The organism is Flavobacterium sp. Leaf82, from assembly GCF_001422725.1.
Classification (GTDB): Bacteria; Bacteroidota; Bacteroidia; order Flavobacteriales; family Flavobacteriaceae; genus Flavobacterium.
Genome location: NZ_LMMA01000009.1, coordinates 1 through 21742 on the forward strand (window position 1 = coordinate 1; position 21742 = coordinate 21742).

Genomic DNA, 21742 nt, shown 5'->3' on the forward strand with positions numbered 1-21742 from the left:
AAAATAATTCAATAAAAAATTAAAAATATGATAATTATGTAAAATCATTTTATAATCATATAACAATTTTTTGAATCAATGAAATATACTAATATTAAAAAGTATTGCTTGAGGAAAGCGAAGTCTTATAAACAGTTGTTTTTGTAACAAAAATCAATTTCAGGCTACTTATCGTTTATTGAAAAGTGTTTTGTACTTTTAAATCCAAAAATTGTAAATCGAAATGGCAAATCCATTAATTAAAATAACCAATATCAAACGAGATTTCGTATTGGGTAACGAAATTGTTTATGTTTTAAAAGGTATAGATTTAGAAATCAACAAAGGAGAATATGTAGCTTTAATGGGACCGTCAGGATCTGGAAAATCGACTTTAATGAACCTGTTAGGTTGTTTAGATACGCCAACTTCCGGAAATTATGTATTAAACGGAAAAGATGTAAGCCAGATGAAAGATGATGAATTGGCGGGAATTCGAAATAAGGAAATTGGATTTGTGTTTCAGACCTTTAATCTTTTACCCAGAACTACCGCTCTGGATAATGTTGCATTACCTATGATTTATGCAGGACATTCAAAATCTGAACGTAATGAGCGTGCAATAGAAGTTCTGAATCAGGTAAATCTTGCTGACAGAATGGATCATCAGCCTAATCAGCTTTCAGGAGGACAACGTCAGCGCGTTGCCATTGCCCGAGCTTTGGTTAATAAACCTTCGATTATTTTGGCAGATGAACCTACCGGAAATTTAGACAGTAAAACTTCTGTAGAGATCATGAAGCTTTTTGGTGATATTCACGCACAAGGAAATACTGTAATTTTAGTAACCCACGAAGAAGACATCGCTGCTTATGCACATCGTGTCATTCGATTACGAGATGGCGTGATAGAAAGTGATACAACAAAGTAATTTTAGAATCGTTTAAAAATTTTAGATTTCTGATTTTAGATTTTAGATTCTTTTCTAAATCTATTTTTTAAGTTTTAATTTTTTTTCAATCTAAAATCATAAATCTACAATCTAAAATAAAAAATGAAAGTATATACAAAAACCGGAGATAAAGGAACAACAGCTCTTTTTGGCGGTACTCGTGTTCCCAAAGATCATATAAGGATTGACAGTTACGGAACTGTTGACGAATTGAACTCTTACATAGGACTCATTCGTGATCAGGAAATGGATTCGCATTATAAAACGATATTAATAGAAATCCAGGATCGTCTTTTTACTGTTGGAGCCATTTTAGCAACTCCGGCAGAAAAAGAAGTTTTAAAGAACGGTGAACTACGATTGAAGAATCTCGGAATTATTGATTCTGATATTGAATTACTCGAAAACGAAATTGATAAAATGGAGGAAAGTCTTCCGCAAATGACGCATTTTGTATTACCGGGAGGACATCCAACTGTGTCACATTGTCATATTGCACGTTGTGTTTGCCGTCGTGCAGAGCGTTTGGCAGTACATTTAAGCCATAATGAACACGTTCCTGAAATCGCAATCAAGTACTTAAACCGACTTTCTGACTACCTTTTTGTCTTGGCACGGAAGTTGTCGTCAGACTTAAAAGCGGATGAAGTGAAATGGATTCCGAGGAAATAAACAGTTTACAGTTGCAGTCACAGTTTTGCACTGAAAATTGAATATTTCGAAAAGAAGTAAAACAGTCGCAGTTTTTCAGTCTTGGGACTACAAACTGCAACAAAAACTGAATACGAAAAAACACAGCAATTAGTAGCAAATTTCAATTTTACCACTGAAAAATGACACTGAAAACTGAATATAAATAGAGACGTTCTTAAATTTTATTAAAATAAATCAAATTTTACTTGTCTTTTTCAGTAAAAAATTTATTTTTGCACAAACTAAACAAGATAACAGATGTATTGGACATTAGAATTAGCATCTTATTTAAGTGATGCGCCATGGCCTGCTAACAAAGACGAACTTATAGACTACGCTATTAGAGCTGGTGCTCCATTAGAAGTAGTAGAAAACCTTCAGTCAATTGAAGACGAAGGAGAGATATATGAATCAATGGAAGAAATTTGGCCAGATTATCCAACAGACGAAGATTATCTTTGGAATGAGGATGAATATTAAAAAATAAACCAAAGAAAAAAGTCTCATCACCGAGGCTTTTTTTTTGGTTCAAATACACATTTACACAAAATAGAAATACAATAAATCATGAGTTTCATAAACAGTATTATAAAAGTCTTTGTAGGTGATAAATCACAAAAAGATGTCAAAGCTTTACAGCCCTATTTAACTAAAATTAAAACATTCGAAACCAGCTTAATGGATTTGTCTCATGACGAATTGAGAGCTAGAACCGTTTTTTTTAAACAAAAAATAAAAGAAGCCAGAGCTGATAAAGATGCTAAAATTGCTTCGCTTAAAGCAGAAGTAGAAAACATCGAAGACATCGACAAAAGAGAAGATCTTTATGATGCTATCGATTCTCTTGAAAAAGAAGCATACGAAATCTCAGAGAAAACTCTATTAGAGATTCTTCCTGAAGCATTTTCTGTTGTTAAAGAAACTGCACGCCGTTTTAAAGATAACTCATTTATTGAAGTTACTGCAACTGCAAAAGACCGCGAACTTTCTGCAACTAAATCATATATCGCTATTGAAGGTGATAAAGCAACATGGGCTAACAAATGGAACGCTGCCGGTAAAGAAATTACCTGGGACATGATTCATTACGATGTTCAGTTAATTGGTGGTATGGTTTTGCACGAAGGTAAAGTTGCCGAAATGCAAACAGGTGAAGGTAAAACTTTAGTGGCTACACTTCCGCTTTACTTAAATGCTTTGACAGGAAACGGAGTTCACTTGGTAACGGTGAATGATTACTTAGCAAAACGTGATAGTACATGGAAAGCGCCTTTATTTGAATTTCACGGTTTAACTGTTGATTGTATCGATAATCACCAGCCAAGTACTGAACAAAGAAAAAAAGCATACGACGCTGATATCACTTACGGAACCAACAATGAATTTGGTTTTGACTACTTAAGAGATAATATGGCACATTCGCCAGCAGATTTAGTACAAAGAAAACACAATTATGCTATTGTCGATGAGGTCGATTCTGTATTAATTGATGATGCAAGAACACCACTTATTATTTCAGGACCGGTTCCTCAGGGAGATCGTCATGAATTTAATGAGTTGAAACCAAAAATCGAAAACTTAGTATCTCAACAACGTCAGTTAGCGAATGGTTTCTTAGCAGAAGCTAAAAAACTAATCAAAGAAGGAAACACTAAAGAAGGTGGTTTCTTATTATTGAGAGCTTACAGAAGTTTACCTAGAAATAAAGCATTAATTAAATTTTTGAGTGAAGAAGGAGTTAAACAATTGCTTCAAAAAACCGAAAATCAATACATGCAGGATAACAATCGCGAAATGCATAAAGTTGATGAAGCTTTGTATTTTGTAATTGAAGAAAAAAACAATCAGGTTGAGTTGACTGATAACGGTATTCAATACCTTTCAGGAGATACAGATCCGGACTTTTTTGTACTTCCGGATATTGGAACTGAAATTGCGGCGATCGAAAAACAAAAACTGGATAAAGACGGTGAAGCAGAAGCTAAAGAAAGATTATTCCAGGATTTTGGAGTAAAAAGCGAGCGTATCCACACTCTTACTCAACTTTTAAAAGCATATGCTCTTTTTGAAAAAGATGTAGAATATGTAATCATGGACAATAAGATTATGATTGTCGATGAGCAAACAGGTCGTATCATGGATGGTCGTCGTTATTCTGACGGTTTACACCAGGCGATCGAAGCTAAAGAAAATGTAAAAATCGAAGCTGCTACACAAACTTTTGCAACTGTTACATTACAGAATTATTTTAGAATGTACAGCAAATTAGGTGGTATGACAGGTACAGCGGTTACAGAAGCTGGAGAGTTATGGCAGATTTATAAATTAGACGTAGTTGAAATTCCAACGAACCGTGCTATTTCAAGACAAGACAAAGAAGATTATATCTATAAAACTACACGTGAGAAATTCAACGCTGTAATTGAAGATGTTACTGAATTATCAAATGCAGGAAGACCAGTTTTAATTGGAACTACGTCTGTAGAGATTTCAGAATTATTAAGCCGAATGTTGAAAATGAGAGGCGTTACACATAACGTTTTGAATGCTAAAATGCACAAACAAGAGGCACAAATTGTTGAAGAAGCAGGAAAAGCCGGAGTTGTAACTATTGCAACAAATATGGCTGGTCGTGGTACCGATATTAAATTATCTCCAGAAGTAAAAGCTGCCGGAGGTTTAGCAATCGTTGGTACAGAGCGTCATGATTCCCGTCGTGTAGACAGACAGTTACGTGGTCGTGCAGGACGTCAGGGAGATCCGGGAAGTTCTCAATTCTATGTTTCTCTTGAAGATAACTTAATGCGTTTATTTGGTTCTGAAAGAGTTGCAAAAGTGATGGACAGAATGGGACTTCAGGAAGGTGAAGTTATCCAGCATTCTATGATGACTAAATCTATCGAGCGTGCTCAGAAAAAAGTAGAAGAAAACAACTTTGGTGTTCGTAAACGTTTATTAGAATATGATGACGTTATGAACTCTCAACGTGAGGTAGTATACAAACGTCGTCGTCACGCATTATTTGGTGAGCGTTTGAAACTGGATATCGCTAATATGTTATATGACACTTGCGAATTGATCGTAAGCCAAAATAAACAAGTTAATGATTTCAAAAATTTCGAATTTGATTTGATCCGTTATTTTTCTATCACTTCTCCAATTTCTGAAGCTGATTTTGGAAAACTATCTGATATCGAAATTACAGGAAAAATATACAAAGAAACACTTGCTTTCTATACAGAAAAAACGGAACGCAGCGCAAGAGAAGCTTTCCCAATTGTTAAAGGTGTTTACGAAGAGCCAAACAATCATTTTGAGCGTATCGTAGTTCCATTTACTGACGGAATCAAAACTTTGAATGTTGTTACAGATCTGAAAAAAGCGTACGAAAGCGAAGGTGCACAGTTAATCGCTGACTTCGAGAAAAACATCACTCTTTCTATCGTTGATGAGGCATGGAAAAAACATTTACGTAAAATGGACGAGTTGAAACAATCTGTTCAATTAGCCGTTCACGAACAAAAAGATCCATTACTTATCTACAAATTAGAAGCTTTTAATTTGTTTAGAGGAATGTTAGACAACGTTAATAAAGAAGTTATTTCATTCTTGTTTAAAGGTGATTTACCGGCTCAAAACGTTCCTGAAATTCACGAAGCAAAAGAAGTACGTCAAAAAGAGAACTTCAAATTAAGCAAAGACGAAATTGTAAACAGTGAAGACATTAACCGCGAAGCTGGAGAAACACAACAACGTCAGGTTACAGAAACCATTGTGAGAGATAATCCAAAAATCAATCGTAATGACAACGTAACAATTCAGGAAGTTGCAACTGGTAAAACAGAAACAATGAAATTCAAAAAAGCTGAAACTCTTTTAGCTTCAGGAGCCTGGATTATTGTAAAAGAATAATTTTTAGTATTCGGTTAAGTATTCAGTCGCAGTTTACACTAATACTGAAATATTTAATACTATATATCAAACCAAACCCGACAGATCTAAAGATTTGTCGGGTTTTCTTTTTTAAATGGTTTATAGTTAAATCTCCATTTTATGTTTGAATAATAAAAACTGTGACTGAAAACTGTGACTAAAAACTAAGTACTGATACTAAAAAACTTTTATGTTAAATGATAAAAATCATAACGAATAAAAGGAATAAAATGTATTTTTGCATTCAAAATAACGAAATCAACTCTTGAAGAAGTTTTATATCATATTACTTTCCTGTATGTTATTAGTGCCATCATTTGGCAGCTTCGTTGTTTATACCTCATTTAAATTAAATCAGGACGAAATTTCTAAAACCATTTGTGTACAGCGCAAAATGGTTTATAATACTTGTAACGGTCGTTGCGAACTTCAAAAAAGTTTGAAAAAATATGCCGACAACGAGAAAAAAATGCAAAACAACCTGAAAGAAAAGTCAGAAGTAGTTTACATTCAAAATACCATCACAAACGAATTCAAATTGGTATCTCCAATAATTTCTAAAGCAAAACTTTTTGCTACTTTGGATGCAAAACCTATTTCGGTTTCAATTGCGACTTTTCGCCCTCCCTCCTATTTTATATAATTTTTTAAATCACATTTCGGCTTTAATCGAGATGCTATTTTTCGTTGTTCAAAAAACAATGAAAACGTGTTTACGCACATCATAAATTTAAAATTACAATTATATAAAATTCATAAAATGAAAAATACTTTATACAAAGCCATCGCTCTTGTAGCAATCTCTATAGCACTTACTTCATGTTCAAACGACGATAATAAAAACGATACTTCAGGATCAGGAAGCCTTGTACTGGAATATGACAACGGTTTTGGTGCAAACGATTTGATTCTAAACACACAAGGAAACACAACTTCTAATAATGAAGTCCTAAAAATAAGTCTGGTTAAATACATCATTAGTAATGTCGTTTTAACAAAAGCTGACGGAACTACTTTTACTTACCCAAAAAGCAAAAGTTATTTTATTGCTGATGAAACTTCTGCAGACGGACACGAATTTAAACTTACAGATATTCCTGCCGGAGATTACGTAAAAGTGAAATACGGAATTGGTGTTGATGAAGAACAATGGAAATTAGGAGCTTCTGGTCAGGGAGATTTTCTTGCTCAGGCTGATAAGGCAGGAATGATGTGGTCTTGGGCTGCAGGTTATAAATTCTTTGCTCTTGAAGGTACTTTTACATCGCCAACTGTTACTACTGCAACTCCTTTTATGATTCATACCGGTAAAACAGGAACTGATTATAATTATACAGAGGTTACGCTTGATTTACCAACAAAAGCATTGGTTCGTACTACAATTACCCCAACAGTTCACATAAAAATTGATCTGTCTAAGACTATTGACGGAACAAACAAAATCAAACTTTCTGACAACAATATGGGCGGAATGGGTGCTATGATTATGAGCGGGGCAAATCTACCGTTGATCACCCAAAACATCTCGACTATGTTTAAAGTAGACCACGTACATAACGACTAATTTTATTTTCAGGAGCACAAAAGTTTCGTCTCCAAAGAAATAACATCCCGCTTTCGGCTATATCTTTTTTGAGACGAAAAAAAATCGTCTCAAAAAAGGATACCGCTCTCTATCGGGGCTATTCCAGAACCTTTTGTGCTTCTAATAAAACATAAAAAAATCATGCTGAAAATAAAATATTTTCTATTGTTGATGATTCCGTTGTTATGTAGTTGTTCTAATCAGGACGACGAATATGTAAATATTCCTTTAGAATTTACCGTTCCGTCAAACTTTCCTGCTTTAGCATACAATATTGCGCAGAATCCGCCAACAGAAAAAGGATTTGAATTGGGTAAAAAACTCTTTTACGACGGGCGTTTAGCGTCTGACGGAGTGGTTTCCTGTGGCTTTTGTCACATACAAGCCAATGCCTTTACGCATCACGGACACACAGTAAGTCATGGTGTAAACGATGCACAAGGAACACGAAACACACCGCCAATTCAAAATTTAGCGTACCAGAGTATATTCATGTACGATGGAGCTGCTGACCATTTAGACTTACAACCTATAATTCCGTTAACGAGTATTATAGAAATGAACGGAGATTTGAATGCCATTTTAAAAATGATGAAAGCCGATAAAGACTACCAAAAGTTATTTGGTCTTGCTTTTGACGATGGCGCAATTACAACCGAAAATATGCTGAAAGCACTTTCGCAATTTATGGTTATGGTTACGTCATCAAATTCAAGGTTCGACAAATACAGACGTAATGAAACCGGCGGGAATCTAACAACTGATGAATTAGCAGGATATGATTTATTCAAATCAAAATGTTCTTCTTGTCATGCTACGGATTTGCAGACGGATAACTCTTTTAGAAATAATGGCTTAGCCGTAAATCCTTTTGTAAATGATGTTGGCCGCTACAAACTGACTGAATTAGAGAGCGATTATTACAAATTCAAAGTGCCTAGTTTACGAAATGTAGAAGTTTCAGGTCCTTATATGCACGATGGAAGATTTGGAACTCTTGAAGGCGTTCTCGATCATTATGCAAGCGGAATTGAAAACTCGGCTACTCTAGACCCAATATTAAAACAGAACGGAAAATTAGGAATTTCCCTTTCTGATACTGATAAAAAACAAATAATAGCTTTCCTGAAAACATTAACTGATAATCAGTATTTGACGGATAAACGTTTTTCTGAATATTAAAATACATTGTCAAAGTATGTCATTTCGACTCAGGAGAAATCACATTAGAAGCTGCGTAAAGAAAAGCTTCAATCTTTGTCGACTAACGAGTTTGATTTCTCCTCTGTCGAAATGACAAGATTGTGTTGACTAGAGGGTAAAAAAATATAATTATAATGAAAACTGGAGTCTTAGCCCCGATTGAAGTGGAAAGCCTTTTTGAAAAAAGACCTAATTTTTCTGGGTTTTATAAAGCGACCAGAGGAAGCTTTGTAAAAACATAGAAAAATGGGATTTTGAAAAAAGCTTGAAACGAAAAGCGGGATCAGCTTCTAAAAATAATACAAATTAAAATGAAAAAAATAATAGTAATATTTGTTCTTTTGGCTGGATTTTCGGCCTTTAGTTTTACGGTAAAAGACAGTATTTCGGCATTTACTTTCCAGCGTTTGGCAATGATGGAAGATTTTGACTGTGACGCTTGCGGATGTTCTGCAAGTGGCGGAAGCATGGGTTTTGGTTCGATGCTGAACAATAATTTTGTAGGCTTGAGATATATGAAACAAAGTTATACGAGCCGCGATGGAATCTTTGCCAATTCGCCGTGGATTGATGAAAACTTTAATACCATTCAGGCTTGGGCAAGAATTCCGGTTACAGAAAAAATCCAGATTTCGGCTTTGGTTCCCTATCATTTTAACGAAAGGAAATTAACAGCCGGCACAGAAAATATTTCCGGTTTAGGAGATATTACGGTGATGGCTTTGTATACTGTTTTTGAAACAAAAAGGGACAGTACATTTTTTACTCATAAAATAAATTTAGGAGGTGGTGTAAAACTTCCTACGGGAAAATTTACAGAAGCCAATAATCTAGGAAGTGTCAACCAGAGTTTTCAATTAGGAACGGGAAGTTGGGATTTTCCAATAATTTCTGAATATGTGGTTAAACACAAAAATTTAGGTTTAAATACAACGCTGAATTATATCTTTAAAACGGAAAATAGTAAAAATTATCAATACGGCGATCAGTTTAATTATGCCGGAACATTCTTTTATTTGTTCGATTTAAAATCAGTTCAGATTGTTCCGCAAGCTGGTTTGGCGGGAGAACTTTATCAAACCAATAAGCAATATGGTTTGGATTTGCCTAATACGGCAGGTGATATTTTGTTTGGTAAATTTGGTATTGAAGCCGGAAAAGATAAATTTTCTGTTGGTATTAATGCCATGTTACCTATCAATCAGAACTTGTCAAGCGGTAATATGGAGGCTAATTACAGATGGAGCGTAAACCTGAATTATACTTTATAATCCTGAAATCAGTTACAAACAAAGTTTCGAAATATTATAAGATCCCTAATTGCAAAAGTAATTAGGGATTTTTTATATTTGAACAACCTAAACACGCTCAATCAAAAATTGAAAAAGAATCTTTGGCTTTCTTTACAAATTATATGGATCATTTGTTTTAGTTATTTTTTCATTTTAATGATCAAAATAACGGGACAATATATTCCGCTAAAAAGTGATGTCGCATTTCTTCAGATAAAACAAACTGAGATTAGTCAGATTCCTTTTTATTATCCCATATTTTATGCTCATGTTTTTTCGGCTATTTTTGTTTTGCTTGCCGGATTTTTTCAGTTCAGTTCCGTGCTTTTAAAAAGGTTTCCGGCAACACATAGAAACATTGGGAAATTTTATGTTTTTGTGGTTCTTTTTTTAAGTGCTCCTTCGGGTTTGTTTATTGGTCTTTTTGCAAACGGCGGACTTTACTCTAAAATCTCTTTTGTTAGTTTGTCTATTCTGTGGTTTTATTTCACGCTCAAAGGTTTTACGGCTATCAAAAACAAAAATATTGCGCAACATAAAGCCTTTATGCTGCGAAGTTTTGCCTTAACATTTTCTGCTATTACGCTACGTTTCTGGAAGGTTATTCTTGTATATTTGTTTCATCCCGCACCTATGGATGTCTATCAGATAATTGCATGGCTAGGCTGGATTCCTAATTTATTAATCGTTGAATATTATCTATATAACCAATTAAAAAAATGAAAAAACTTTTTTGTTTACTGTTATCCATATTCCTTTTTTCTTGTAATTCTAAAGAGAAAAAAACCGTAAAAGACAGCTCTGAAAATCTGGTTAAAGAAATTAGAACTGATTTGTATGGCTCATATGTAGGCAGTTTTACTGTTTTAGAACGTGATACAACCAGACCGGAAAAAGAAAATTACATCAACAAAATAAACATTGTCATCAAGAAAATTACAGGTACAAAGGTTACCGGACAAAGTGTTGTTGCCGGAAACAGCAGACCACTTAGCGGAGAAATGACTGTAGATGGTAATACGATTCATTTTGTACTGAAAGAACCTGGTGACGATAAAAACGATGGGGTTTTTGATTTCGAAATAAAAAATCACAGCCTTTTAGTTGGAACCTGGACTGCCAATAATTCTAAAAAAGAAGTTACGAAAAGGAAGTTCGAACTTACTAAAAAAGAGTTTAAATACGACCAAAATGCAATGCTTCCTGAAGAAGGAATGTATGTTGATTATGTTAATCCAAAAGAGGAACAAGTAACCGAAGAAAGTGAAGATCCGGAAATTAAAGAGAATGAAACCTACATGGAAACTGTATACAGAGAGGCATCAGAAAGTATTTTTAAGATCAATTCTTCTACACAAAAATTAAAAGAATCTGATGTAAAAAATCTAAAGAAAATTGATTTGGAGATTCTTAGAAATACCATTTTTGCCAGACATGGGCTTACTTTTAAAACAAAAACAGTTCGTCAGTTTTTTGATGATGTCGAATGGTACATTCCTGTTTCTGAGAATGTGAATAGTGAATTAACATCACTGGAAAAAGAAAATATCGTTTTATTGAAACGTTTTGAAAAATATGCCGAAGATAACTATGACTCTTTTGGTAGATAATTTTGCTTTAAGTCCTTTAAAGTCTTTTTTTGTCAAATCGAGCGGAGTCGAGATTCTTTTAAATAATAAGAGGTTTCGACTCCGCTCAACCTGACATAATTTTATTTATGATTTTCTTCGTAATATCTGGCTTCGATTCGTTTGATGTCTTTAATTGAATTTTTAGCCCAAGCTAAACGTTTTTCAAGGATTTCTTCTTCGGATAAATGCCAGTCGATATCTGAATTTTGTAATCTGTTGGTTAGGTTTTGAATAATGATCGCTGCCGAAACGGAAATATTCAAACTCTCTGTAAAACCAACCATTGGAATTTTAAGAAAACCATCGGCTTTTTCCAGAATTTCTTCTGATAATCCGTCCCTTTCTGTTCCAAAAAACAAGGCGCTTGGTTTTGAAATATCAAAATCTTCGAGCAAACAATCATTTTCATGAGGCGTTGTGGCAATAATTTGATATCCCTGATTTTTTAGGGTTGAAATACAATTTGTTACTGAATCAAACTGATTGATGTCTACCCATTTTTGGGCTCCCATCGCAATTTCTTTATCGATTTTTTTTCCGTAGCGTTGCTCGATAACATTCAATTCCTGAATTCCAAAAACTTCGCAACTACGCATAACAGCACTTGTATTATGCATTTGAAAAACATCTTCTACAACAATTGTAAAATGTTTAGTTCTGTTTCCCAGAACTTTTAAGAATTTTTCTTTGCGATTGTCTGTCAATATATTTTCGAGGAAAGCGAGGTAATCTAAATCAATCATTTTATTTCTGTTTGCCGCAAAAATACATTTTAAAAGAAGTATGTGTATTGCTTTATTTTAATTATTTATGAAAAATTCCTTCTAACGCATCTTCAAAAATACTTTCGCCCAAGCTTTTCTTTTTGCTCAAAGTGGGATGTGAGTCCAAATCTAAATTGCTCATTTCTCTTTTAAGCAATAAAGTGGTGTGCTTAAAAGAATAGTATTTTTGTGTCTGGATTTTATAAGGATTAAAACCCGGTTTAGGGTTGTAAATAGAAAACTGAACAGGAAAATTCAGGTACTTTTTATAATCAACCAGATAATTATCTTTCTTTGAAAATTGATAACTTGTTATAGTATTATTGTTTCCAAATGATACTATTTTTTCATTGGTTTTTGTTTGAGCAAGTAAAACAGTATTTACTAAAAAGACTAATACTAAAAACATTTTTTTCATAGGATAAAAATAAGAAAAATCATCTTACACCTGAACTAAATTATTATTCAGTTTTAAGTGCAAAATATCAAGTCTTTCAAAATCAATTTGCAAAGGCTCTTCTTTGAATGAATCACCAAAAAAAGCAGCCGTTTCGTTTTTAGAATGCTTTTTTAAGCGGTCGTACATTTTTTCCAGTTCATCGGTAGAATAATCAACATTAATATGGGATGTAAATTTTTCTACAACCGCTTTCATTCCATTGTTATAATTAAGGATTATTACATTTTGATTCTTTTCATAAAAATCAAGAAATCCCTCAAAATATTTTTCAAGAACTAATGCGCCATATTGCTGATAGCTTCTTTCGTTGATTTCTTTATTAGAAATTCCGAAAATATCTGAGGGTAATAAATTTGGTACCATGTGCATTCCCATCAATTTTTGATGCGATTTTAAAACTTCTTCAGGATTTCGATAGAGCAAAGCAAACGGAATTTCAGGAAAAAGCGATCTTAAATAATCTGCCTTAAAAATGTGCCATGCATCGAGTTTTATAATTAAATTCTTTTGTTCAGAGAATCTTTTCTGACCTAATAATTTTATAACAGATTTGATTAGTATGCTTTTTTTATCTAATGCAAAAAGATCGCTTCTTAGTATCTGATCTATAATTGGTGCTTCAGAAATCATTATATTTTCTGAAGAAGTTGCTAAAGATTGGCTCAACATTGTAGAACCACATCTTGATACATGAAAAACCAGTGCTTTTAGCTCAACCGAAATCAAGTCTTTCGACCAATCTATAAGATTATCTACGGTACTTATTACCTTAAATGGTTTTGAATTATAATCATGGCTTTTGCATTTCGCAATCGTTTCGTCAAAAAATGGTTCAGCATATTTTATATCCCCTAAATAAATCCACTCAAAATAAAGCGCATTGTCTTTTTTGATTAAATTAACGGGAATCCAGTTGAAAAGCGGGTGATTTATGTTTTCCATTTCTCTTTATTTTGCTTGTAAATCTGCAATAATTTTGGCAGTCGCTTCTGATGGATTTCGGGAAAGCTCAGCTATTATTTGTTGTTTCATTTCGTCTGAATATTGATTTTGATTTTGCATTTTATTTATCGCAAATCCCATTGAAGCAAACAACTCATCTGACCAGTTATTTCGTATACAATCCAGTGTGAGATGAATTCTTGGTTTATAACTTCTGTTTTCTACACTATGCGGAAGCTGAAAATTAGCGTACCAACACTCTCCCATTTTCATGGGAACCAATTTTTTATCTACATAAAATAACACGTCCGGATTTGTTATTATCGGAATATGAATTCTAAAAAAACCATCTTCATAAGACGTATCATTATCTGTATGTTCCTTGATTTCGCTTTGAGGATCTAATCTAAGCAATCTCACAGCTTCTTTATCACATTGAAACCAATCCATTATTTCTTTAAAATAATGACAGCGATCCAGCAAGCTTGTATTTATATATTCTTTATTTGCAAAAGACATAATATCATTTTCCAAACCAGATTGTGACCTTAACGAAATACTGGTCCAATTTCCCTGATACCTATTTGTATTAAAATGTGGTGTCCATAAATCATTTTCGCATATGACAAGATCTTTTTGCAGTTTGTCTATTAAAAAAGAAACGGGAAGTTTACATGAAGATGGATTCATATGCAGTTAAGTATTAATGATTTAAAAATAAGACAAATTGTTAATGATAAAATCGTAGAGTTTAGTGGTCGAAAAAACTTCAGTTTCCAAATCAGTTTTTAAAACTAAATCTGCATTTGCAGGAATCTCAAAAACATCGCTTATTCCGGTAAAATTATTAATTTTATTACAATCACTATCAGGCAGCAAAGCCTTTTTATACAAACCTTTAGGATCTCTTTTTATGAGATTGTTTACGGAGCAGTCTAAATATACAGTTCGCACAAAATTGTATGTTCTCAGTTCATTACGCAGATTCTCATACGGATTAATGACAGACATTAGTACGATTTTATTTTCCTCGACAAAATTTTGACCTACCGTAAACAAACGTCTGATATTTTCGCATCTGTCTTCTTTTGAAAATCCTAAATCGCTGCAAATGGTTTTTCGATAAACATCTCCATCAACTATTTCGACTTTATAACTGTTATCCAGTAACAAGTGGCGCACATTATGGGCTAATGTCGTTTTACCTGATCCCGATAATCCTGTAAACTGTATTAAAATCATTGAAATCACGTTTGTTTTTGTACTTCATTAAAATTAAATAATTTACAACATTCCGGCAATAAGTATAAATACGCTTTTATTGTCTGCAAAAAATCAAAAGTCAAAATGTCCTTTAGCTACATAATATTGGGAATTCTTATTTCTATCAACATTTATTAGCTAACGGAACAAAGTGTAGGCTTTGATTTTTTTATTCCTTATTTTTAACTTTTAATTGAATAAGATGAAAAAGAAATTGGTTGTTTTAACCGGAGCAGGAATTAGTGCCGAAAGTGGTATTAAAACTTTTAGGGACAGTGATGGTTTATGGGAAGGTCATGATGTAATGGAAGTTGCAACTCCTGAAGGCTGGCATAAAAACCAGGAATTGGTATTGGACTTTTACAATAAAAGACGCCAGCAGCTTAAGGAAGTAAAACCGAATTTAGGACATTATATTTTAGCCGAGTTACAACAGAATTTTGTTGTACATATAATTACTCAAAATGTAGATGATTTGCATGAACGCGCCGGAAGTACAAAAGTCCTGCATTTGCACGGAGAATTATTGAAAGTAAGAAGCACTAAAAATCGTGATTTAATTTTTGACTGGAAAGATGATTTATACACTGGTGACCTGGATGAAAACGGACATCAATTGCGCCCGCATATTGTTTGGTTTGGCGAAGATGTTCCGGCTCTTGAAGAAGCCATACAAATTACTGAAACTGCTGATTATTTTGCAGTAATCGGGACTTCTCTGCAAGTATATCCTGCAGCAGGTTTAATTTCATACACGTATAGTATTACTCCGGTTTTTTATATTGATCCAAAGCCAATTTCGATTCCTAATATTCAGAATAAAGTCGAAGTAATTGCTAAAATTGCGTCTGAAGGTGTAGCAGAATTAAGAGAAAGATTATTTGAAATAGAAAAGATTTCAAGTAAAACTTCATAAAGATTATCATAAAAATGAATTTCATGCTTTTGGTTTTTATTTTAGGATTTGGGGTGAAATTTCAAAAACAACAATTTAATTTCTTAGCTTCTACTATAATAACTCTTCGGTAATTTTCAGAAGTTTTAACAATAGCTTATATTTGCACCTTTCGAAAAACAACATAACAATGACTACTTTAAACGAATTGAATGCTATATCACCAATTGACGGAAGATATAGAAGTAAAACCCTTTCATTAGCACCATTTTTCTCTGAAGAAGCTCTGATCAAATACCGAGTATTAGTTGAAATTGAATATTTTATTGCTTTGTGCGAAGTTCCTTTGCCACAACTTGCAGATGTAAACCCAAATTTATTTGACAGTTTACGTGATATTTATAAAAATTTCTCGACAGAAGATGCTCTTTGGATAAAAGAAACTGAAAAAGTAACCAACCACGATGTAAAAGCGGTAGAATACTTTATCAAGGATGCTTTTGAAAAATTAGGCTTATCTCAATACAAAGAGTTCATTCACTTTGGCTTAACTTCTCAGGATATTAATAACACTGCAATTCCGCTTTCTACAAAAGATGCGTTTGAGCAAGTTTATTTACCATCATTAATTACTTTAATTTCTAAATTAAAAGAATTAAGTGTAGAATGGAAAGACATTCCTATGTTAGCACGTACCCACGGACAACCCGCTTCGCCTACTCGTTTGGGTAAAGAAATTTTAGTATTTGTAGAGCGTCTTGAAGAGCAAATGCGTTTATTGTTTAATATTCCGTTTGCTGCTAAATTTGGTGGAGCAACAGGAAACTACAATGCACACCATGTAGCATATCCGCAAATTGACTGGAAACAATTTGGAAATAAATTTGTTGAAACAGATCTTGGTTTACACCACTCTTTTCCAACAACTCAAATTGAACATTACGATCATTTTGCAGCGTTTTTTGATGCCTTAAAAAGAATCAATACTATCGTTATAGATTTAGATCGCGATATCTGGACCTATGTTTCAATGGATTATTTTAAACAAAAAATCAAAGCCGGAGAAATTGGATCTTCTGCAATGCCACATAAAGTAAATCCTATTGACTTTGAAAACTCAGAAGGAAACCTAGGAATTGCAAATGCTATTTTTGAACATTTAGCGGCTAAATTACCGGTATCAAGATTACAACGTGATTTAACTGACAGTACTGTTTTACGTAATATTGGTGTACCAATTGGTCATACTATAATCGCTTTTGAAGCTTCATTAAAAGGTTTAAACAAATTGCTTTTGAATGAAGGTAAATTTGCAGAGGATTTAGAGAAAAACTGGGCTGTTGTAGCAGAAGCTATTCAGACTATTTTGCGTCGTGAAGCATATCCAAATCCTTACGAAGCATTAAAAGGTTTGACAAGAACTAACGAAGCAATCGACAAAAAAGCAATTCATAATTTTATTGCAACTTTAGAAGTTTCTGACGCTGTGAGAGCTGAATTAATGGCAATTACTCCTAGCAATTATGTAGGAATTTAAAAAAACTCAAAATATTTTCTCAAAAAAAGCTATCTTTATCGATAGCTTTTTTTATTTACAAATCTTGTTAGGAAATAGCACGGATTACTTCTCTTGACTTAATTTCATAGCGTTCAGTGTATCTATTCGAAATAGAAAACTGAATTTACTCCTGAACAACAAATACCACTTTATGATTGCCTTAAATGCCGCTGCAGAAACTACACACCACTTACAACCTCTTATAAGCGACTTGGGATTAATCCTGATGACCGCCGGAATTGCTGTTTTGATATTTAAAAAAATGAAGCAGCCACTTGTTTTAGGATATTTGATTGCTGGATTTTTAGCCGGAAACCACTTTGACTTTTTCCCATCAATCACAGATATGAAAAGTGTTGAAGTATGGGCTGAAATTGGAGTTATCTTTTTACTTTTTAGCCTTGGTCTCGAATTTAGTTTTAAAAAATTAATGAAAGTTGGAGGAACTTCTTCCATAACCGCCATAACCCAAATTTTATTCATGACTCTCATTGGGTATTGTGTAGGTCAATGGATGGGCTGGGGTAAAATGGATAGTATTTTTCTTGGAGCGACACTTTCTATTTCGTCGACAACTATTATTATTCGTGCATTTGATGAACTGGGAGTTAAAGGAAAAAAGTTTGCCGGTATTGTATTTGGTGCTTTAATTGTTGAGGATATCGTCGCTATTTTAATGTTAGTGCTACTATCGACAATTGCTGTTAGCGATCAGGTTTCTGGTGGTGAATTATTACAATCGGTTTTAAAATTAATCTTCTTTTTAATTATATGGTTTTTGGGTGGAATTTTTATTATTCCGACAATCCTTAAAAAAGCAAAACATCTTTTAACAGATGAAATGCTGCTGATTATATCCTTAGCACTTTGTTTAATGATGGTTATGTTTGCAGCAAATGTAGGCTTCTCTCCTGCTCTTGGTGCATTTATTATGGGATCTATCATTGCAGAAACTACACAAGCCGAAAAAATCGAACATTTGATCCAACCAGTAAAAGATCTTTTTGGTGCTGTTTTCTTTGTATCAGTCGGGATGTTGATCAATCCTGAAACTTTAGTAACTTATATGTTGCCGGTCGCATTAATAACGCTTTTGACCATTTTTGGGAAAGCATTTAGTTCCTCTATTGGAGCTTTATTATCCGGACAACCGCTAAAACAATCTGTTCAGACTGGTATGAGTCTGGCGCAAATTGGGGAGTTCTCTTTTATTATTGCCACATTAGGAATGTCGCTTAAAGTAACCAGTGATTTTTTATATCCAATTATCGTGGCAGTATCTGCCATCACAACTTTTACAACTCCTTTCTTAATTAAATATTCTGATCCTTTCTCTGGTTTTTTAGAGCGTAAATTACCTAAAAAATGGGTTAAAAATATCAACCGTTATAGTGTAAATGCGCAAGCAATAAAATCTGTTAGTACCTGGCAAATTGTACTTCGTGCTTCTATCACTCAAATAATATTACATACTATAATTATTACGGCTATTATATTGTTGTCATCAAAATTTGTAGCGCCTTTGGTGGCAGATACGCGTTTTGGCAACACTCTTGCCGCACTTATCACCTTGGTTATAATTGCTCCTTTTTTATGGGCTCTTTCGTTGCGACGTGTAAAAGTCAATGAAGTAGAAGAATTATGGGAAGAAAGAAAATACCGTGGAGCTCTTTTAATGCTGATTTTAATTAGAATGAGCCTTGGTTTATTTTTCGTTGGCTTTTTATTGAATATTTTCTTCTCTCCTTTAGTTGCTTTTGTCGCACTTATAATTGCCATTGGAGCTTATCAATTATTCCCTAAAAAATTAAACGAACAATATCATAAAATTGAAACTCATTTTTTAAAGAATCTGAACGATCGTGAAAACAAAAAAATCGACAGAAGATATGCCAATTTAATGCCTTGGGATGGGCATATGTCTATTTTTGATATTGGTAAAGAATCAAATCTTGCGGGTAAAACTTTAGAAGAATTGCGTATTAGGGAAAATATGGGAATCAATATTGCTTTTATACGACGTGGAGAAATTACAATTCCTATACCTACTAAAAACGAACGTTTATTTCCTGGTGACGAAATTTGTGTTATTGGTACAGATGAACAGATTACACAGTTTACAAATTATCTGCAAAAAGAGATTGAAGCTGCTAAAAATATTGATGAATCTGATATTGTATTGCGTCAAATGGAAATTTTTAATCCAGAATTTATCCAAAAAAGCATTGGTCAGTTTAGAGGTAAAACCGGCGGACTTGTTGTGGGAATTGAAAGAAATGGTAACCGAATTTTAAATCCGGAATCACAATTAAGCTTAGAAAAAAATGATATTATTTGGGTCGTTGGTGACAAAAAACGAATGAACGAACTCATGAAGAAAAGCATAAATGTCGAGTTGTAAAATAAAGGTAATAAGGAACTAAGTTTCTAAGATGCTGAGTTTTTTTTTTTATAAAACTTTAAATCTTAGAAACTTAGTATCTCAGGAACTTAGAACCTTATTTATTAGGTTGCGGTGTCATACGCAAATAGGGTTTAATTGGAGTATGCCCTTTTGGAAATTTCACCGGAATATCACTATCAGGAACGGCAGGTGTAATAACTACATCTTCTCCGTCTTTCCAGTTAGCAGGAGTTGCCACACTATAATCTGCTGTTAATTGTAAACTATCGATAACACGAAGTAATTCATCAAAATTTCTTCCTGTTGATGCCGGATAAGTCAATGTTAGCTTTATTTTTTTATCAGGTCCAATTACAAAAACAGAACGCACTGTAAATTTCTCACTTGCATTAGGATGCAGCATATCATATAAAGTAGCTATCTTTTTATCTTCGTCAGCAATTATAGGAAAGTTAACGACTGTATTTTGAGTTTCATTAATGTCTTTAATCCATTCTTTGTGTGATTCAAGACCATCTACACTTAACGCAATAACTTTTGTATTTCTTTTTTTAAATTCAGGAACATAGTTAGCAACAGTTCCTAATTCAGTTGTACAAACAGGGGTAAAATCTGCAGGATGCGAAAATAAAACACCCCAAGAATCGCCTAACCATTCATGAAAATTGATTGCGCCTTCGGTTGTTTCTGCATGAAAATCTGGAGCAATATCTCCTAATCTTAACGTTGACATAATTATATTTTTTTAGTTCATCTAAAATTAACTAAAAAACAGATAAGGAAAACATCAAATTTTTAAAAATAAGTTAAAATTCTATTTTTTCTATCGAGTTAGTATTTTAATCCACAAAAACCTTATTACAAGACCTGAAATGGCAAGCATTACAAAAGGAAATTGGAATTTTAAAACAAATTATTATTGTGCTTAAGTCTAATTTTTCTTCTGGCAGATTAAAATCCTTTTATAAATTTTTCTTCTTTTGAATATTTGGTAAAAAGTAAGCCAAGACACCAATTAATGGCAAATACGAACTTACTTTATAAACATATTCAATACTGGTTTGATCTGCAACATAGCCCAAAATAGCAGATCCCAAACCTCCCATTCCAAAAGCAAATCCAAAGAATAGACCTGAAATCATACCCACTTTTCCAGGCTTTAATTCCTGTGCAAAAACCAATATCGCAGAAAATGCCGAAGCAATTATAATCCCGATAACTACAGCTAAAATCCCTGTCCAGAATAAATTAGCATAAGGCAAAAGCAAGGTAAATGGTGCGGCTCCTAAAATAGAAAACCAAATGATATATTTTCTTCCAAAATGATCTCCTAAAGGTCCGCCTATTAAAGTTCCTGCTGCTACAGAAGCCAGAAAAATGAATAAGTATAATTGGGAATCCTGCACTGACATCGAAAATTTACTCATTAAATAAAAAGTAAAATAACTAGACATACTGGCCATATAAAAGAATTTTGAAAAGATCAACAATAATAAAACAATAATAGAAATTGTGATTTTCTTGTTTGATAATTGAACTTTCTCTTCTTCTAAGTCTGATTTTTTAGTCGCCCTCAATGCCATATGATTTTCATACCAAAGGGCAATTCTTGATAAAATAAGAATTCCGATAACTCCGGCGATCACAAACCAAATTACATAAGATTGTCCGTGTGGTGCAACTACCAAAGCTACTAACAAAGGACCAATCGCGCTTCCGGCATTTCCTCCTAATTGAAAAATAGATTGTGCCAACCCACGCTTACCTCCAGAACCTAAAAAAGCAACTCTTGAAGCTTCCGGATGAAAGATCGACGATCCTATACCTACAAAAGCAACAGAAACCAATATCATCCAGAATGAACTGGCAATAGACAACAATCCTAATCCTACAATGGTAAAAATCATAGAGATTACAAGTGAATATGGCTGGGGCTTTTTATCTGTATAGAGACCAACAAAAGGCTGTAATAAAGATGCGGTAAGCTGAAAAACAAATGTAATTAACCCAATTTGCGTAAAACTTAAACTAAAGTTTTTCTTTAAAATAGGATACGTTGCAGGAATTACCGCCTGCATTAAGTCGTTTAGTAAATGTGCAAATGCAATTGAAAATAAGACTGAATAAACTGTTTTTTGAACTAAAGCTTTGCTATCAACAGCAATTGTTTGTGTAGATGAATTCATGT

General features: G+C 33.5%; 20 protein-coding genes. 13 read left to right on the forward strand and 7 right to left on the reverse strand.

Annotation, left to right across the window (positions count from 1 at the left end):
- Positions 1-223: 223 nt before the first annotated feature.
- From ASF10_RS07860 to ASF10_RS07905, 10 genes are all read left to right on the forward strand, one after another.
- Complete coding sequence (locus ASF10_RS07860; protein ID WP_055095513.1) at positions 224-910, forward strand: ABC transporter ATP-binding protein; 687 nt, start codon at positions 224-226, stop codon at positions 908-910.
- A 123-nt stretch (positions 911-1033) separates the two neighbouring features.
- A complete protein-coding gene (locus ASF10_RS07865; protein ID WP_056247423.1) occupies positions 1034-1603 on the forward strand; it encodes a cob(I)yrinic acid a,c-diamide adenosyltransferase in 570 nt (189 codons plus the stop codon).
- Between the two features lie 279 nt (positions 1604-1882).
- Complete coding sequence (locus tag ASF10_RS07870; RefSeq protein WP_007138072.1) at positions 1883-2104, forward strand: DUF2795 domain-containing protein; 222 nt, start codon at positions 1883-1885, stop codon at positions 2102-2104.
- A gap of 87 nt (positions 2105-2191) precedes the next feature.
- Positions 2192-5536: a preprotein translocase subunit SecA gene (gene secA, locus ASF10_RS07875; RefSeq protein WP_056247426.1), complete on the forward strand. Its 3345-nt coding sequence runs from the start codon at positions 2192-2194 to the stop codon at positions 5534-5536.
- Positions 5537-5822: 286 nt separating this feature from the next.
- A complete protein-coding gene (locus tag ASF10_RS07880; RefSeq protein ID WP_241774928.1) occupies positions 5823-6200 on the forward strand; it encodes a hypothetical protein in 378 nt (125 codons plus the stop codon).
- Between the two features lie 117 nt (positions 6201-6317).
- A complete protein-coding gene (locus tag ASF10_RS07885; protein ID WP_056247428.1) occupies positions 6318-7121 on the forward strand; it encodes an MbnP family protein in 804 nt (267 codons plus the stop codon).
- A gap of 162 nt (positions 7122-7283) precedes the next feature.
- Positions 7284-8324, forward strand: a complete 1041-nt coding sequence (locus tag ASF10_RS07890; protein WP_056247429.1) for a cytochrome-c peroxidase — start codon at positions 7284-7286, stop codon at positions 8322-8324.
- Between the two features lie 332 nt (positions 8325-8656).
- On the forward strand, positions 8657-9616 hold the full coding sequence (locus ASF10_RS07895) for a hypothetical protein (RefSeq protein WP_056247431.1): 960 nt from the start codon (positions 8657-8659) through the stop codon (positions 9614-9616).
- Between the two features lie 108 nt (positions 9617-9724).
- On the forward strand, positions 9725-10360 hold the full coding sequence (locus ASF10_RS07900; protein ID WP_056247433.1) for a DUF2306 domain-containing protein: 636 nt from the start codon (positions 9725-9727) through the stop codon (positions 10358-10360).
- Positions 10357-11247 (forward strand): YARHG domain-containing protein, encoded by an 891-nt coding sequence (locus ASF10_RS07905; RefSeq protein ID WP_056247435.1) that lies wholly within the window; start codon positions 10357-10359, stop codon positions 11245-11247. The genes ASF10_RS07900 and ASF10_RS07905 overlap by 4 nt, the downstream gene beginning before the upstream one ends.
- Positions 11248-11348: 101 nt before the next feature.
- Here the strand turns inward: ASF10_RS07905 and ASF10_RS07910 are convergent, their stop codons facing one another.
- From ASF10_RS07910 to cysC, 5 genes are all read right to left on the reverse strand, one after another.
- Positions 11349-12011 (reverse strand): TrmH family RNA methyltransferase, encoded by a 663-nt coding sequence (locus tag ASF10_RS07910; RefSeq protein ID WP_056247437.1) that lies wholly within the window; start codon positions 12009-12011, stop codon positions 11349-11351.
- Between the two features lie 61 nt (positions 12012-12072).
- On the reverse strand, positions 12073-12441 hold the full coding sequence (locus ASF10_RS07915; protein WP_131726518.1) for a hypothetical protein: 369 nt from the start codon (positions 12439-12441) through the stop codon (positions 12073-12075).
- 33 nt (positions 12442-12474) lie between these two features.
- Positions 12475-13434, reverse strand: a complete 960-nt coding sequence (locus ASF10_RS07920) for a sulfotransferase family protein (RefSeq protein ID WP_056247441.1) — start codon at positions 13432-13434, stop codon at positions 12475-12477.
- A 6-nt stretch (positions 13435-13440) separates the two neighbouring features.
- Entirely contained in the window at positions 13441-14124 is a 684-nt protein-coding gene (locus ASF10_RS07925) for an aspartyl/asparaginyl beta-hydroxylase domain-containing protein (RefSeq protein ID WP_056247443.1), read from the reverse strand.
- A 21-nt stretch (positions 14125-14145) separates the two neighbouring features.
- The gene (gene cysC, locus ASF10_RS07930) at positions 14146-14676 is read right to left on the reverse strand and encodes an adenylyl-sulfate kinase (RefSeq protein WP_056247445.1); all 531 of its coding nucleotides are present in this window, start codon (positions 14674-14676) and stop codon (positions 14146-14148) included.
- A gap of 223 nt (positions 14677-14899) precedes the next feature.
- Between cysC and ASF10_RS07935 the strand changes: the two genes are divergently transcribed.
- The 3 genes from ASF10_RS07935 (at position 14900) to ASF10_RS07945 (ending at position 19551) form a co-directional block, all read left to right on the forward strand.
- Complete coding sequence (locus ASF10_RS07935; RefSeq protein WP_056247447.1) at positions 14900-15613, forward strand: SIR2 family NAD-dependent protein deacylase; 714 nt, start codon at positions 14900-14902, stop codon at positions 15611-15613.
- 169 nt (positions 15614-15782) lie between these two features.
- Positions 15783-17129, forward strand: a complete 1347-nt coding sequence (purB, locus tag ASF10_RS07940) for an adenylosuccinate lyase (protein WP_056247449.1) — start codon at positions 15783-15785, stop codon at positions 17127-17129.
- A gap of 172 nt (positions 17130-17301) precedes the next feature.
- Positions 17302-19551, forward strand: a complete 2250-nt coding sequence (locus ASF10_RS07945) for a cation:proton antiporter (RefSeq protein WP_056247450.1) — start codon at positions 17302-17304, stop codon at positions 19549-19551.
- A 97-nt stretch (positions 19552-19648) separates the two neighbouring features.
- Here the strand turns inward: ASF10_RS07945 and ASF10_RS07950 are convergent, their stop codons facing one another.
- The gene (locus ASF10_RS07950; protein ID WP_056247453.1) at positions 19649-20287 is read right to left on the reverse strand and encodes a peroxiredoxin; all 639 of its coding nucleotides are present in this window, start codon (positions 20285-20287) and stop codon (positions 19649-19651) included.
- Positions 20288-20516: 229 nt separating this feature from the next.
- Complete coding sequence (locus ASF10_RS07955) at positions 20517-21740, reverse strand: MFS transporter (protein WP_056247455.1); 1224 nt, start codon at positions 21738-21740, stop codon at positions 20517-20519.
- Positions 21741-21742: the final 2 nt, after the last annotated feature.